A 12,809-nucleotide genomic window follows, 5' to 3' on the forward strand; every position below is an offset into this window, starting at 1 on the left:
AGCGGTTTTCTCTGCGCCTCGGTGTCTCTGTGGTTGATTTCGGCTTTGGCAAACAGATCGCGGCGGCAATCAGGCCGCAGCCAGAATGCGGAAATCAATCACGATCTCGCCCGGCTCGCGCTGCACGTACTCGATGCGCACGCGCGCGCCGAAGAACTGCTCGATCTGCGCCAAGAGCGGCAGCGGATCGTGGTCATTGCAGAAACGCATGGTTTCGCCGGGCTGCAAGGCGTTGAGCGCGCCGAAAATCGCCGCATGGCGAAAACGCCGGGCAATGCCGCGCGCGTCAAAACCGTAGGTGCCGTCCTGGATGACGGGAATGGAACAATCGTGGGCCATGGTGTTTCTCCTCAAGGTTTGCAGGGCAGGCCGGCTGGCCTGCCAAAAAATGGATGAATCGATCAGACGCGGGCAGCAGCAAGCTCAGCCGCGCGGCGACGCGCGCCCAGCAGCAGGCGCCAGGCAAACAGCGCCAGGAACAGCACGCCAATCGAGAACACGATGTCGCCCGGCACGCGCAGCCAGACAAAGGCATGCATCACCGGCGACTGCACGATCTCGGCCGAGCGGGCCAGCCACAGGCCACTGCTGACGCTGTGATAGGCCTGATAGATGCCCGCCGGCAGCAGCGACATGAACACCATCATGGCCAGGCCGATATTCATGCTCCAGAAGGCGATGGCCAGCGGCTTGTCCTGCCAGTTTTCGCGCGGATACAGGCCGCGCAGGCAGAACAGCATCAGGCCGATGCCGAGCATGCCGTACACACCAAACAAAGCGGCATGGCCGTGCGCCGGGGTCATGTTGAGACCCTGCACGTAATACAGTGCAATCGGCGGATTGATGGCAAAGCCCAGCAAGCCGGCGCCGACCATGTTCCAGAAACCGACCGCGACAAAGCACAGGATCGGCCAGCGATACGCGGCCACCCAGGGCGCGGCCTTGCTGCGGCGATACATCGCCACAGCGTCGAAACCGATCAGCGTCAGCGGCACCACTTCCAGCGCCGAGAACACCGCTCCGATGGCGATCACCGCCGTCGGCGTGCCGGTGAAATACAGATGATGCAAGGTGCCGAGAATGCCGCCGAACAGAAAGACGATGGTTTCGAGCACAATCGCGGCATTGGCGGTACTTGAGCGGATCAGACCCAGGCGGCTGAAGATCAGCGCGATCACGGCGGTGGCGAACACTTCGAAGAAACCTTCCACCCACAGATGCACCAGCCACCAGCGCCAGTATTCGATCATCGAATAGTGGCTGCGCTGGCCCCACATCAGCGAGCTGGCATAAAAGAGGCCGATGCACATCGCCGACAGGAACACCATCGCGATCAGGCCACGGCTTTCACCCGGCTTTTTCAGCGCCGGCCACAGCGCACGCCCCATCAGCAGCAGCCACAGCATCAGGCCGATGAACAGACCGATCTGCCAGATGCGCCCCATGCTGGTGAATTCCAGACCCTGATTGCCCAGCCAGAAGGCAAAGCTGCTGCCCAGCCGTTCCTGCGTGCCGACCCAGCCACAGGCGAGCGACCCGAGCGCCACTACGATCAGCGCCCAGAACAGCACGTTCACGCCCAGCTTCTGCAGTTTCGGCTCATGGTTTGAGAGCGCCGGCGAGATATACAGCCCGGTTGCCAGCCAGGCGGTAGCGATCCACAGCACACCCAGTTGAGTGTGCATCGTACGGCTGGCAACAAAAGGCAGGATTTCACCCAGCGGCAGGCCGAAGAAGGTCTGCCCTTCCACCGAGTAATGCGCGGAAACAATCCCCATCACCACCTGCAGCAGGATCAGCGTGATCACCACGAAGAAATACTTGCGCGTAGCCAGCATCGAGCCGGTGGGCTTGAGATTGAACAGCGGATCGGCGTTCGGTGCGACCGGGTCGCCCTCGTCCTTGTGCGCGTTGTGGTACCAGATCATCGCAGCGATGCCGGCAATCAGCAGGATCACGCTGGCAATCGACCACATGCCGGCCCCCGCCGTCGGCGTATTGCCGATCAGCGGCTCGTGCGGCCAGTTGCTGGTGTAGCTGAGGTTCGTCTCGCCCGGCCGGTCAGTAGCGGCCGACCACGACGACCAGAAGAAGAACGCCGGCAAGGCCTGCAGATCGGCGGCATCACGGATGCTGCCCGGCATCATCGCGTAGTCTTCGCGCAGGCCATTGAGCGCCGTATCAGTACCGAACAGGCCGGAATAATGCCGCGCCAGCTGTGCAATCACCTGCGCACGCTCGGTGCTGACGGTCAGCGTATCCGTTGCCGGGTCATAGCGATTGCGGCGCATTTCCGCTTTCACCTGCGCGGTGATTGCCGCCTGATCTGCGACATTCAGCGCGGCAAACGCTCGGCCGAACTGCTTTTGCGCCAGCACGTCCTGCAGGCCGACAATTTCACGGTGCAGCCAGTCGGCCGACCAGTCCGGCGCCACATAGCTGCCATGCCCCCAGACCGAGCCGACCTGCTGCCCGCCCGCTGCCTGCCAGGCCGACTGGCCCTGCTGGATCTGCTCACCCTTGTACAGCACTTCGCCGCTTGCGCTGACGATCTGCGCCGGGATCGGCGGCTTGGCGAGATAGATCTCGCGCCCGATCCAGCCCAGCACGGCAAACGACAGCACGAACACGGCCAGCAAGCCGCGCCACCTCCTGCTCAATGTGCCCATTGCACTCTCCTTGATCATAAAATGTATTTTGTATGCACATTATGCACGGCCATTTTAAACATGTAAAATATTTGCATGTTTAAAACCGGAACAAGGTCAGGAGCACAACCATGAAACGCAGCCCGGCACTGATCCACTTCTCGCGCGAACACCACCCGGCGCTGGTACTGGCCAAGCGCATCCAGCGCGCAGCAGACAGCGAGCTGGCTGCACTGCAGCCCTCGCCCGCCTTTCTGGCCGAACTGGAAAAGCACTTTGTTGAAGAAGAAGCGCAGTTCGCACCGGCACTGGCCGCACTGCCGCAACTGGCCTCACGCTTCAATGACGACCACGCCGCGCTGCGCGCGCTGATGCACCGGCTGCACAAGGGCGAACTGGCCGCACTGGCGGAATTCGCCCAGCGGCTGGAAGCGCACGTGCGCTTTGAAGAACGCGAGCTGTTTCCGGCGCTGCAGACGCATGCCAACTCATGCAGTAATGCGTGACAGTAAGCAGCAATCATCCGCGCCACACCCTGCCAGCCTGGCGCAAAGCGATATTTCCCTGGCTGATTTGTGCTTAATTGAAGATACTTGGCGATTACGCTGGCGATCAGGCCCGGCAAGCCAATTCACAAGGGGAAAACGCATGAGCAAGTCAGGCAAAAAAACCGCATCGGCCAGCGAGCCAGGTGCACTGGACAACAAAAGCTATCTGAAGGAACTCAAGCACCTGCATGTCGAACTGGTGAAGCTGCAGCAGTGGGTGGTTGCCAAGGGGCTGAAGGTCTGCGTCGTTTTCGAGGGGCGTGACGGCGCCGGCAAGGGCGGCACCATCAAGGCCATCACCGAACGCGTCAGCCCGCGCATTTTCCGGGTCGTGGCGCTGCCGGCGCCGACCGAGCGCGAGAAAACGCAGATGTACGTCCAGCGCTACATGAATCACTTTCCGGCCGCCGGCGAGGTCGTGATTTTTGACCGCAGCTGGTACAACCGCGCCGGCGTCGAGCGCGTGATGGGCTTTTGCAGCAAGGAACAGGTCGAGCGTTTCCTTGAAGTCGCCCCCATGATGGAGCGCGCCATGGTCGAATCGGGCATCATCCTGCTGAAATACTGGCTGGAAGTCAGCCCGGAAGAACAGGAGCGCCGCCTGCGCGACCGCATCAACGACGGCCGCAAGACCTGGAAGCTCTCGCCGATGGACGTCAAGTCCTTCGACCGCTGGGATGATTACACCGAAGCGCGCGATGCCATGTTCGCCGCCACCGACACCTCTTGGGCGCCATGGCACGTGGCCCGCTCGGAAGACAAGAAACGCGTGCGGCTCAACGTCATCCGCCACCTGCTGGAGCAGGTACCCTACGAGGCCTTGCCGCAGGAAGAAGTGAAGCTGCCCAAGCGCAAGATCGGCCGCTACAAGGAAAGCAACTATCCCTTCCGCATCATCAAGGAACACTACTGAGCGCGCTTTCGCACCCCAGCTGCGCCTCAGTACACGCCAGGCCCCGCACTGCGCCAGCAGTCCGGGGCTTTTTCCTGCCGCACGCCGCCTGCCGGTCGCTCACCCTTGCGGAAACGGATGCTTAGGCTCTGTTGAGGTTTGATTAGTTTTTACGCAGCCCCGCCAACGTAGCCTGCGCGAAGCCAAGCGCAAGTCAATACGGGTATTGACGAGCATTGGCGACAAAGCATTCGGCAAGAGTGGCGGGGCTGCCCTGCGGGCGATGGGCTCTTTTGCCCCATTACGGCGTTATTTGCCACTTACAGTACCCGTACTGCGGCGTGGCAAATGCCTGGTACTGGGGCAAAATAGCCCATCGCGTAAAAATTAATCAAACCTCAACAGAGCCTAGCCAGGCCACACAAATGCAATCCTGATTATGTCTCTGCTGCAGAATCGTCATTCCCGCGTACGCGGGAATCCAGATGACGGCGTGAAATCAAGCGTTGCTCAGGATGCCCGCCTTCGCGGGCATGACGAAAAAGGGGTTCTGAAAGAGAGACATTATCAGGAATGAAATAGGGGTATATAAATGAAGGTCATCACTGCAATAGGCTGCAGTTCGATGGGTGGCAATGTATACCATCAGGAAGTGCGTTCCAGATAGTGCGCCAGCGCGGTCTTGGCATTGAAGATGAGGCGCTCGCGCCCCAGCCGGACATCCAGCCCGGCATGGCGCACGGCATCCAGCACACCCGGATTCAGCCCGGCCAGCCACAGCGTTACGCCTTGCGCAGTCATGCGCCGCTCGCCTTCGATCAGCATCTGCAGGGCGGAATATTCGATATCGGGCACCCGGCTCAGATCGAGCACCACCACCTGCGGCTGGTATTGTTTCAGCAAATCCTGCAGGGCCTCAGCCAGCGTCTGGGCATTGATGAAGAAGATCCGGCCTTCCGGGCGCACCATGAGCAAGCCCGGAAATTGTTCGTCATCCGGATGGTCGGGCGAAACCGGCCGCAGGATGTCGGTGCCCGGTTTGTGCGCCAGCACCGAAACGCGCGGCCTGGCCGTCTGGCTGGCCAGGCCGATCAGCGACACGATGATGGCAATCACGATGCCTTGCAGCGTGCCAAACAGCAGCACCCCCAGGCAGGCCACGACCGCCCAGCGGAACTCCATCGTGCGGATCTGGCGAATGGCGCGAAATTCGGCCGGCTGGATCAGGCCCAGCGAGTAGACAATCACCACTGCCGCCAGCACGGCATTGGGCAACAGCCCCAGCAAGGGCGCAAACAGCAGCATGGTCGCCAGCGCCACACCGGCAGTGACCAGACTGGCCCTCTGCGTGCGCCCGCCGGCAGCGCGCACCACGGCCGTCTGCGAGGTGCCGCCACCGCCGGGCATGGCGCCCAGCACCGCGCCGGCGAGATTCGCCGCCCCCGTAGCGACCAGCTCGCGATTGGCATTGATTGCCGGCTCGTCCGGCCTTGCAAAGGCGCGCCCGGCGGCAATCGATTCGGTGAAGCTCATCAGCGCGATGCCGAGTGCCCCGGGCAGCAAGAGCTGCACCAGCGCCAGATCGGGCATGACCAGTGCCGGCAGCCCCTGCGGAATCAGCCCCACGGTCGAGACGCCCTGCCCCTGCAGGCCAAACAGCCAGGATGCCGCGATGCCGCCGCCCACCGCCACCAGCGGCGCTGGCGAATGCGGCCACAGTTTTTCCATGCCAAGCAGCAGCAACAGCGTCAGCCCCGCTACAAGCAGCGTCAGCAGCGACGTTTCCGGCAGATGCTGCACGATGCTCAGCGCATCCTGGAAGAAATTTTCCTTGTGGATGTGGATGCCCAGCAGCTTGGGCAGCTGGTCGAGCACGATGACCAGACCGATGCCGGTCTTGAAGCCAGTCAGTACCGGCGTTGAAATGAAATTGGCGACAAAGCCGAGGCGCAGGACGGCAGCGGCAACCAGCAACAGGCCAACCAGCGCGGTCAGCGTGGCTGCCGCTGTCAGCAAACGGGCCGGGTCGCCATCCGGAACAACCAGCGCCAGCTGGGTGCCGGTGAGGATGGCCAGCGTGGTGGTTGACGTGACGCTCAGCGCTCGCGACGAGCCCAGCAGGGCATACACGATCAGCGGCACGAAGGCCGTATACAGGCCGACCGCAACCGGCAGCCCGGCCACCGTGGCATAGGCCATGGCCTTGGGAATCACCACCGTGGCGGCGATCAGGCCGGCAATCAGGTCAAAACGCAGGCCGGAGCCTGCGGGAGCCGCATTCGCGGTCGTTGAATGGTTCGCCGTTGAATGGTTCATGAAAGGGATTTCCATTGCTTTCTGAGGGTTGACCTGCCGACGCGCACGACGGCTCAGCGGCATGCAGCATGCGCTGCAGGGCACCGGACAAGCTGGCCTCTGGCACGCGCAAGAGACCGTACACGCAGCATAGCCGGCCACGCTTGTAGCCGCTCGCCCGACTGGCTAGACTGCGCCACCATGGCCAAATCGAGCAAGACCTCTCCCTTTCACGACGCGCTCAAGCCACTGGCACGCGCCATGAAAACGCAGGCGCGCCAGCAGATGCTCGAGCGCGCGCAGGCGCCGCGTGCGCAGCCGGCGCCGGTCTTGAGCGAGCGGGAACTGTTCCGGCAAGCCATGCAGGGGGTATTGCCCTACAACAATGACCGTTACGAGCACCCGCCCGTATACCCTTCACCACATCCGGTACAGCGCTGGCGTGACGAGGCGCGCGTGATGCGCGATGCGATGACCGACTTCTGGCCCTGGGACGAACTGGAAACCGGTGAAGAACTGCTCTATCTGCGCCCGGGCGTACGCCCCGACTCGCTGAAAAAACTGCGGCGCGGCGAGTGGATCGTGCAGGGCGAGCTGGACCTGCACGGGCTGACCAGCGAATACGCTCGCCCGGTCGTTGGCGAATTCCTGCACCGCTGCCGCGTGGAAAACCGCCGCTGCGTGCGCATCGTGCACGGCAAGGGCCTGGGCTCGAAGAACAAGGAGCCGGTGCTGAAACTGAAACTGAAAAACTGGCTGGCGCAACGCGACGAAGTGCTGGCCTTCTGCCAGGCGCGCCCCTTCGACGGCGGCAGTGGCGCGGTACTGGTACTGATCAAGGGCAACCATGAGCGCTGATGCCCGTCAGCCTTCGCGCGCCATGACCCTCGCCCGCCGAGCTGCGCTCAGCCTGTGGGCGCTGGCCATCTGGATCGGCTCGCTGATTCCGCTGTCCGGCCCCGTCGCCCCCGGTGGCGACAAGCTGCAGCACTTCGCCGGCTACGGCGGACTGGCGCTGCTGGCAATGTGGAACTGCCCGCGCCCCTTGCCGGTGTGGCTCGCCTGCACAGCGATGGGGGTCGCCGTCGAATTCGCGCAGGCGCTCACGCCGTATCGCAGTTTCGATGTGGCGGACATGCTGGCCAATGGCGCCGGTGCGCTGCTGGGTGTGCTGCTCGGCATCCTGTTTCAGCGCGTGTTTCCGCAAGCAAGGCCGCTCGCATAGGACACGCGAGTCAGGGGGATGAAACCGGAGCACCTGCACAGGCTCAGCGGTCCAGCCCCCCCTGACTAACATCCAGGCTGTTTTCCACGAAGTGATGATCCGGATCGCAGGTGCGCTTCTGCGCATCGGCCCGCTGAACAGCATGCACCAGCAGCGCAGCAAACAGCGGGACCAGCCAGACAAGTACGAGCTGCAGGCATTTCTGCCTTGAATCAAAGGCCGTTGAGCGAATCACCAGCCGGCTTACCCAGAGCTGGTATGCCAGCAGCGCAATGCTGATGGCTAGCACTCCCATCTGTAGCAACATTTCAGCTCCTTCTCAGACAGTGCGGCTCACCTTGGCCTCATGCCTTGACCTATGGCGCCACGACCTTTGAAAAAAAAAGGCTCGTAGCCCCATACGCCCTACTGCTCCAGCAAGGCTTGCCCAGCTGCCGGCTGCAGGTCTTCAAGCTTCACCTGCTCGATCTCGCTGAAGCGCTTCGAGATCTTCTCGCTGGTGATGCTGACTTCCTGCGCATCGTCATGCGCCATGCGGATGTGATCGGCCAGCTTCTTCATCCGCTTGTCGAAGCGGCCGAATTCGGCGGACAGCTTGCCCAGCGCTTCCTGGATGATGTGCACCTGCTTGCGCGTTTCCACATCCTTGATCACCGCGCGCGCGGTGTTGAGCACGGCCATCAGCGTCGTCGGCGACACGATCCACACGCGCTTGCCCATCGCGTACTGCACGAGTTCCGGGTGGTAGGCGTGGATTTCGGCGAACACCGCTTCGGCCGGCACGAACATCACCGCACCGTCCGCCGTGACATTGGGAATGATGTATTTGCCGCTGATGTCGTCGATGTGTTTCTTCACATCCGCCTTGAAGGCGCGCTGCGCAACCGTTCTGTCCTCGCCGGCGGCGAACATGCGGTGGTAGTTCTCCAGCGGGAACTTCGCATCCACGGCCACCGTGCCGGTGGGCTCGGGCAGGCGCAGCAGGCAGTCGGCGCGCGTGCCGTTGGGTAGCGAGGCCTGCAGTTCGTACACCTGCTGGGGCAGCACATTGCTGATCAGGTGCTCCAGCTGCACCTCGCCAAAGGCGCCGCGGCTGCGCTTGTCACCCAGCAGCTCCTGCAGGCTGACGACATTGGTGGTCAAGCCGTCGATCTTCTTTTGCGCCTCGTCGATGGTGGCCAGCCGCGCCATCACATTGGCGAAGGTTTCGTTGGTTTTCTTGAAGCCTTCGTCCAGGCGCTCGTTCACCTTGCCGGAAATTTCGGCCAGGCGGCCGTCGGCGGTCTTGGTGAGTTCACCCACGCTGGCCGTGAGCTGCTGCGTGGAGGCGGTCAGCATGCTTTGCAGCATGTCCATCTCGCGCTTGGCCTGCTCGGAGAGCATGGTCGAGAGCTTGAGCAGCACATCCTCGCGCAGCGCATCCTGCTTGCCCTGCAGCGTGGCGGCGATGTCGGACAATTGCTTGAGAACCAGCTCGCGGGTTTCTCCGAGGCTGGCGCTGGTGCTCTGGCGCAGCGCATCCAGCCGTTGCTGCAGGCTGTCGCTGAGCTCGGCGAGCTTGCCCTGCTGCAGTTCGCGCGATTCGGCCAGGCTGCGGGTGAGCGCCAGTTGCAGCGCGCCGCTGCTCTCGGCCTGCTGGGCGGCCAGCCGCTGCAGCGTCTCGCGCGACTGGTTGAGTTCATTGCCCACGCCTGCGCGCAGGCGCTCAAAGGCCTGGCCCAGGCCGTCACCCAGGCGCTGCGCGGAGGCATTGACCGCGTCATTGAGCAGCGCGCCGTGCTGGGTGAGCGCGCTGTGCGTGGCCTCACTCTGGCGCGCCAGCCCCTGCTGCAGCTCGGCCAGCAATTGCCGGTGGCGCCCATCCAGTTCGGCCAGCAGCTGCTCCTGCAGCTGTTTCTGGTTTTGTCCCAGCGCATTGAGCCGGAACACCACCAGCGCACCGGCCAGCAAGACCACAATGGTGCTGATGCCAAAGAGCAGTTCGATCACGGTTGACACCTTCCTGAAAGAGAGCCGGGCCGAAGAGCCCGGGCAAAAAGTCCGCCGATTGTAGGCGATCCCCCCTGCTGCGCCTATAATCGCGGACATGAAAACCGCCGCCCTCCTCACCCGCAGCGCCCTGATGCTGGCGCTGGCCACCGGCGCCGCGCAGGCCGCCGATGCCCCGCAGCAGAATCATGCCGAGATCCAGCGCACCGTGGCCAGATGGCTGGACAACGCGCTGGCTGCCGTGCCGGGCAACGCGTCCTACAGCATTGGCAAGGTGGATTCGCGCCTGCGGCTCGATGCCTGCAGCAGCATGGAAGTCAGCGTGCCCTCGGGCCAGCGCCTGGTCGGCAATGTGCTGCTGCGCGTGCGCTGCACCGGCGGGGCGAGCTGGTCGCTGAATGTGCCGGCGCAGATCAGCATGCAGGTGACCTATTTCACGGCCACCCGCCCGCTGGCCGCCAACCAGACCATTGATGCGCAGGATCTGGCCGCCCAGCAGGGCGATCTGGCCAACCTGCCCGGCTCGGTGATTCTCGACCCGGCGCACGCCATCGGCCGCACGCTCAATACCGCCGTGCCGGCCGGCCAGCCGCTGCGCCGCGAAATGCTGCGTGCCGCCATCGTCATCCAGCAAAACCAGCGCGTAAGGGTGGTATTCCGGCAAGATGGCATGGAAATCGCCAACGAAGGCACGGCGCTCGCCAACGCCACCGAGGGGAGCCCGGTACGCGTGCGGGTCGGCAATGGCAGCGTGATCAGCGGCATTGCGCGCGCCAGCGGCGAAGTGGAAGTCGGGCAGTAAATTCCTGTCTGAACCGGGCAGACCGGACTCATCCGAGCCAGTGCCCGCGCCGGCGGCAGCCCCCGAAAATGGCAGGCCATCACGGCACACGGCGAAATGCCGGGCATCCCTGGCGGTGATGCCCTGCCAATGCGGCGCGGAAGCCCCCTTTACAGCAGACGGCAAGACCGGCGCCAGGACTTCATGGAAGGCCGACCCGATCGCCCCTACAGGAGAACATAGGAAATGGAATGGAATGCCTACGCACTCTGGCGCGGCCTGCATGTGCTGGCCGTGCTGCTGTGGATCGGCGGCGTGGCGTTTGTCACCACCGTGCTGCTGCCGGCGCTGCGCAGACAAGGCAGCGACTACGCCACGTTTGATGCGCTGGAGCGGCGCTTTGCCACGCAGGCGCGCATCACCACGCAGCTCACTCTGGTTTCGGGGCTGGCGATGTTGTGGCTGACCGACGGCTGGGCGCGGCTGCTGGATACCTGGTGGCTGTGGGCAATGATCGCCACCTGGGCGGTGTTCACGCTGATGCTCTTCGTGCTGGAGCCCATCGTGCTGCACCGCAAGCTGCATGAACGTGCCCGGCACGACCCGGCCGGAACGATGAGCCTGCTGCAGCGCCTGCACTGGCTGCTGCTGGGGCTGGGGCTGGTTGCCACTGTCGGCGGCGTGATCGGCGCGCACGGCGGCGCGTGGTTTGACTTCTGACGCACATACACCACACCCTATTTGCCAGCAGCCCTTTTCATGGATTGGCTGCAGCCATATACACATAGCAAATAACCATGGCCTACCGCGATCTGTTTTACGACCGCCAGCAGCGCTACGCGCTGGGCGTGCACGCCGGCAATGGCCAGCATTATCTGTCCATCCCGGTCAGCAATGCGCTGGTGGATTACGAGGAGTACTACGCGATCAGTTCGGCCGAATTCGTGCGATTCCAGGCCGACGCGGCACAGGCAGCCAGCTTTGCCCAAGCCTGCCGCGAACACTACCACGACGACCGTCTGCTGCAGGCGCCGGGGCGCTGGCGCGGGGAAGGCCATTAAGGCTGGCCGGCTACGACTGATGACGCTGCCTGCTGTTGCGTACAGGCAAGCAGTACAAATCCATAAATTGACACGATTCGTCAGAAATTACGTTACAGTCGAGGTCTGCCAATCATCACCGCCCAAACCACCGCATGACAGCGCCCCGCCCGCCCCGATTTCGCCTCCCCAGTGCTCTTGCTCCGCTATCGCTTGCCCTCATTGCCTTGTGGCTTTGCAATGTCTGTTTCGATATCGCCCGCGCCCTGCCCAAGGCACAGGCCGAGCTGGATGCCGTACAGCAGCTCAAAGCCAGGATCGAAGCAGCCACACCCCACAGGCAGGCAGGTGCACGGCAATGAAGCTACGGGGGCCCGTCTGGGCGCATTTGCTGCTGGCCATCGAGCTGGTGTTCGCCTGTTTCATCTATCTGATCAGCCGGTACGGCGCGGTGTTGAATGAGCTGGAAAGCAGCAAGCAGGCCACGCTGATTGCCCATGCGCATTACATCGCCAGCCGCTTGCGACATAACCCGGTGCCTGCCGATCTTGTCCATGCCAATGCCAGTGCCGCTTTTCCCGAAACTGCCGAGTTCGGCAGGATCACGCTGGCAGATCGCACACTGCTCATCTTCATCTACCCGCCAAATGGCGACCGTGTTGGCACAAACTGCACGCTTGCGCTCGACACGGGCTTGTTGACGTGTTGAGCGCATTGTTGTCGCTCTGTGCGCCGCCGGCAAATCCAATCACGCGCTACCGCCGGCCCCATCCCACGAAAAAAACCCGCCGTCACCGGCGGGTATGAGTGCAGAGCGTTCGGGTTTGGCCTTGTTTCAGCACGGCAGCGGTGCGTTCTTGCGGGCGTAGAAGTACCAGGTGATCAGCACGCAGGTCACGTAGAACGCGAGGAAGCAGTACAGCGCCACTTCCGGGCCGCCGGTATTCTTCATCGACAGGCCGAAGCTCTGCGGGATGAAGAAGCCGCCGTAGGCGCCGATCGCGCTGATGAAGCCGGCGGCGGCGGCCGATTCCTTCACGCCGCGCAGCAAGGATTTCTTTTCTTCCGCCTCGCCCTTGCCTGCCGCTTCACGCTTGCACAGGGTCGAGAAAATGGTGGGGATCATTTTGTAAGTCGAGCCGTTGCCGATGCCGGCCCAGGCGAACAGCCACAGGAAGCTGAGCAGGAACATGGTCCAGTTGCCGCCGACCGGCGAGCCGCCGGCCATGGCCGGCAACGCCGACAGCACGCCGAGCACGCCGGCTGCCATGCCGGCAAAGACCACCAGGGTTACTTTGGCGCCGCCGAGCTTGTCGGAAATCGTGCCGCCGACCGGGCGGATCAGCGCGCCGATCAGGGGGCCGATAAACGCGATCTTGGCCACGGGGATT

Annotated in this window: 14 protein-coding genes; 8 read left to right on the forward strand and 6 right to left on the reverse strand. The window is 63.2% G+C overall.

Going from position 1 to position 12,809, the window contains the following annotated elements; all coding sequences use genetic code 11:
• Nucleotides 1-69: 69 nt before the first annotated feature.
• Nucleotides 70-339 (reverse strand): DUF2249 domain-containing protein, encoded by a 270-nt coding sequence (locus C515_RS0105095; protein ID WP_028454660.1) that lies wholly within the window; start codon nucleotides 337-339, stop codon nucleotides 70-72.
• Between the two features lie 62 nt (nucleotides 340-401).
• Nucleotides 402-2,669 (reverse strand): nitric-oxide reductase large subunit, encoded by a 2,268-nt coding sequence (locus C515_RS0105100; protein ID WP_028454661.1) that lies wholly within the window; start codon nucleotides 2,667-2,669, stop codon nucleotides 402-404.
• A 110-nt stretch (nucleotides 2,670-2,779) separates the two neighbouring features.
• Here C515_RS0105100 and C515_RS0105105 point away from each other — a divergent pair, with 110 nt between their 5' ends.
• Both C515_RS0105105 and ppk2 read left to right on the forward strand, forming a co-directional pair.
• Nucleotides 2,780-3,154 (forward strand): hemerythrin domain-containing protein, encoded by a 375-nt coding sequence (locus tag C515_RS0105105; RefSeq protein WP_028454662.1) that lies wholly within the window; start codon nucleotides 2,780-2,782, stop codon nucleotides 3,152-3,154.
• 142 nt (nucleotides 3,155-3,296) lie between these two features.
• On the forward strand, nucleotides 3,297-4,109 hold the full coding sequence (gene ppk2, locus C515_RS0105110) for a polyphosphate kinase 2 (RefSeq protein ID WP_028454663.1): 813 nt from the start codon (nucleotides 3,297-3,299) through the stop codon (nucleotides 4,107-4,109).
• 624 nt (nucleotides 4,110-4,733) lie between these two features.
• Here ppk2 and C515_RS0105120 read toward each other — a convergent pair.
• A complete protein-coding gene (locus tag C515_RS0105120) occupies nucleotides 4,734-6,404 on the reverse strand; it encodes a SulP family inorganic anion transporter (protein ID WP_211233979.1) in 1,671 nt (556 codons plus the stop codon).
• Between the two features lie 180 nt (nucleotides 6,405-6,584).
• Between C515_RS0105120 and C515_RS0105125 the strand changes: the two genes are divergently transcribed.
• Together C515_RS0105125 and C515_RS0105130 are read left to right on the forward strand one after the other, a co-directional pair.
• Nucleotides 6,585-7,241: a Smr/MutS family protein gene (locus C515_RS0105125; RefSeq protein ID WP_144290350.1), complete on the forward strand. Its 657-nt coding sequence runs from the start codon at nucleotides 6,585-6,587 to the stop codon at nucleotides 7,239-7,241.
• A complete protein-coding gene (locus C515_RS0105130) occupies nucleotides 7,231-7,608 on the forward strand; it encodes a VanZ family protein (protein WP_028454666.1) in 378 nt (125 codons plus the stop codon). Before C515_RS0105125 ends, C515_RS0105130 begins: the two co-directional genes overlap by 11 nt.
• 43 nt (nucleotides 7,609-7,651) lie before the next feature.
• On the opposite strand, the gene C515_RS19590 is transcribed toward C515_RS0105130, so the two are convergent.
• Both C515_RS19590 and C515_RS19595 read right to left on the reverse strand, forming a co-directional pair.
• On the reverse strand, nucleotides 7,652-7,915 hold the full coding sequence (locus C515_RS19590; protein ID WP_043648141.1) for a hypothetical protein: 264 nt from the start codon (nucleotides 7,913-7,915) through the stop codon (nucleotides 7,652-7,654).
• Between the two features lie 98 nt (nucleotides 7,916-8,013).
• On the reverse strand, nucleotides 8,014-9,597 hold the full coding sequence (locus C515_RS19595; RefSeq protein WP_051304651.1) for a DNA recombination protein RmuC: 1,584 nt from the start codon (nucleotides 9,595-9,597) through the stop codon (nucleotides 8,014-8,016).
• Between the two features lie 97 nt (nucleotides 9,598-9,694).
• On the opposite strand from C515_RS19595, the gene flgA reads away from it, so the two are divergent.
• From flgA to C515_RS0105165, 4 genes are all read left to right on the forward strand, one after another.
• Nucleotides 9,695-10,399, forward strand: a complete 705-nt coding sequence (gene flgA / locus C515_RS0105145) for a flagellar basal body P-ring formation chaperone FlgA (RefSeq protein ID WP_028454667.1) — start codon at nucleotides 9,695-9,697, stop codon at nucleotides 10,397-10,399.
• Nucleotides 10,400-10,624: 225 nt separating this feature from the next.
• Nucleotides 10,625-11,098: a hypothetical protein gene (locus C515_RS0105150; protein WP_028454668.1), complete on the forward strand. Its 474-nt coding sequence runs from the start codon at nucleotides 10,625-10,627 to the stop codon at nucleotides 11,096-11,098.
• A gap of 77 nt (nucleotides 11,099-11,175) precedes the next feature.
• A complete protein-coding gene (locus tag C515_RS0105155; RefSeq protein ID WP_028454669.1) occupies nucleotides 11,176-11,439 on the forward strand; it encodes a hypothetical protein in 264 nt (87 codons plus the stop codon).
• A gap of 367 nt (nucleotides 11,440-11,806) precedes the next feature.
• Nucleotides 11,807-12,127: a hypothetical protein gene (locus C515_RS0105165; protein WP_144290351.1), complete on the forward strand. Its 321-nt coding sequence runs from the start codon at nucleotides 11,807-11,809 to the stop codon at nucleotides 12,125-12,127.
• Nucleotides 12,128-12,253: 126 nt separating this feature from the next.
• On the opposite strand, the gene C515_RS0105170 is transcribed toward C515_RS0105165, so the two are convergent.
• Nucleotides 12,254-12,809: hypothetical protein (locus C515_RS0105170; RefSeq protein ID WP_028454671.1), on the reverse strand; the 556-nt coding region annotated here is incomplete at its 5' end.

The organism is Chitinilyticum litopenaei DSM 21440 (assembly GCF_000428145.1).
Lineage (GTDB): Bacteria > Pseudomonadota > Gammaproteobacteria > Burkholderiales > Chitinibacteraceae > Chitinilyticum > Chitinilyticum litopenaei.

Excerpts from the sequence above, each read along its gene's own strand:
- C515_RS0105100 (WP_028454661.1), bottom strand. The coding sequence starts at position 2,669 with ATGGGCACATTGAGCAGGAGGTGGCGCGGCTTGCTGGCCGTGTTCGTG.
- C515_RS0105130 (WP_028454666.1), top strand. The coding sequence starts at position 7,231 with ATGAGCGCTGATGCCCGTCAGCCTTCGCGCGCCATGACCCTCGCCCGC.
- C515_RS0105125 (WP_144290350.1), top strand. The coding sequence starts at position 6,585 with ATGGCCAAATCGAGCAAGACCTCTCCCTTTCACGACGCGCTCAAGCCA.
- C515_RS0105105 (WP_028454662.1), top strand. The coding sequence starts at position 2,780 with ATGAAACGCAGCCCGGCACTGATCCACTTCTCGCGCGAACACCACCCG.
- flgA (WP_028454667.1), top strand. The coding sequence starts at position 9,695 with ATGAAAACCGCCGCCCTCCTCACCCGCAGCGCCCTGATGCTGGCGCTG.
- ppk2 (WP_028454663.1), top strand. The coding sequence starts at position 3,297 with ATGAGCAAGTCAGGCAAAAAAACCGCATCGGCCAGCGAGCCAGGTGCA.
- C515_RS19590 (WP_043648141.1), bottom strand. The coding sequence starts at position 7,915 with ATGTTGCTACAGATGGGAGTGCTAGCCATCAGCATTGCGCTGCTGGCA.
- C515_RS0105155 (WP_028454669.1), top strand. The coding sequence starts at position 11,176 with ATGGCCTACCGCGATCTGTTTTACGACCGCCAGCAGCGCTACGCGCTG.
- C515_RS0105120 (WP_211233979.1), bottom strand. The coding sequence starts at position 6,404 with ATGAACCATTCAACGGCGAACCATTCAACGACCGCGAATGCGGCTCCC.
- C515_RS0105150 (WP_028454668.1), top strand. The coding sequence starts at position 10,625 with ATGGAATGGAATGCCTACGCACTCTGGCGCGGCCTGCATGTGCTGGCC.
- C515_RS0105095 (WP_028454660.1), bottom strand. The coding sequence starts at position 339 with ATGGCCCACGATTGTTCCATTCCCGTCATCCAGGACGGCACCTACGGT.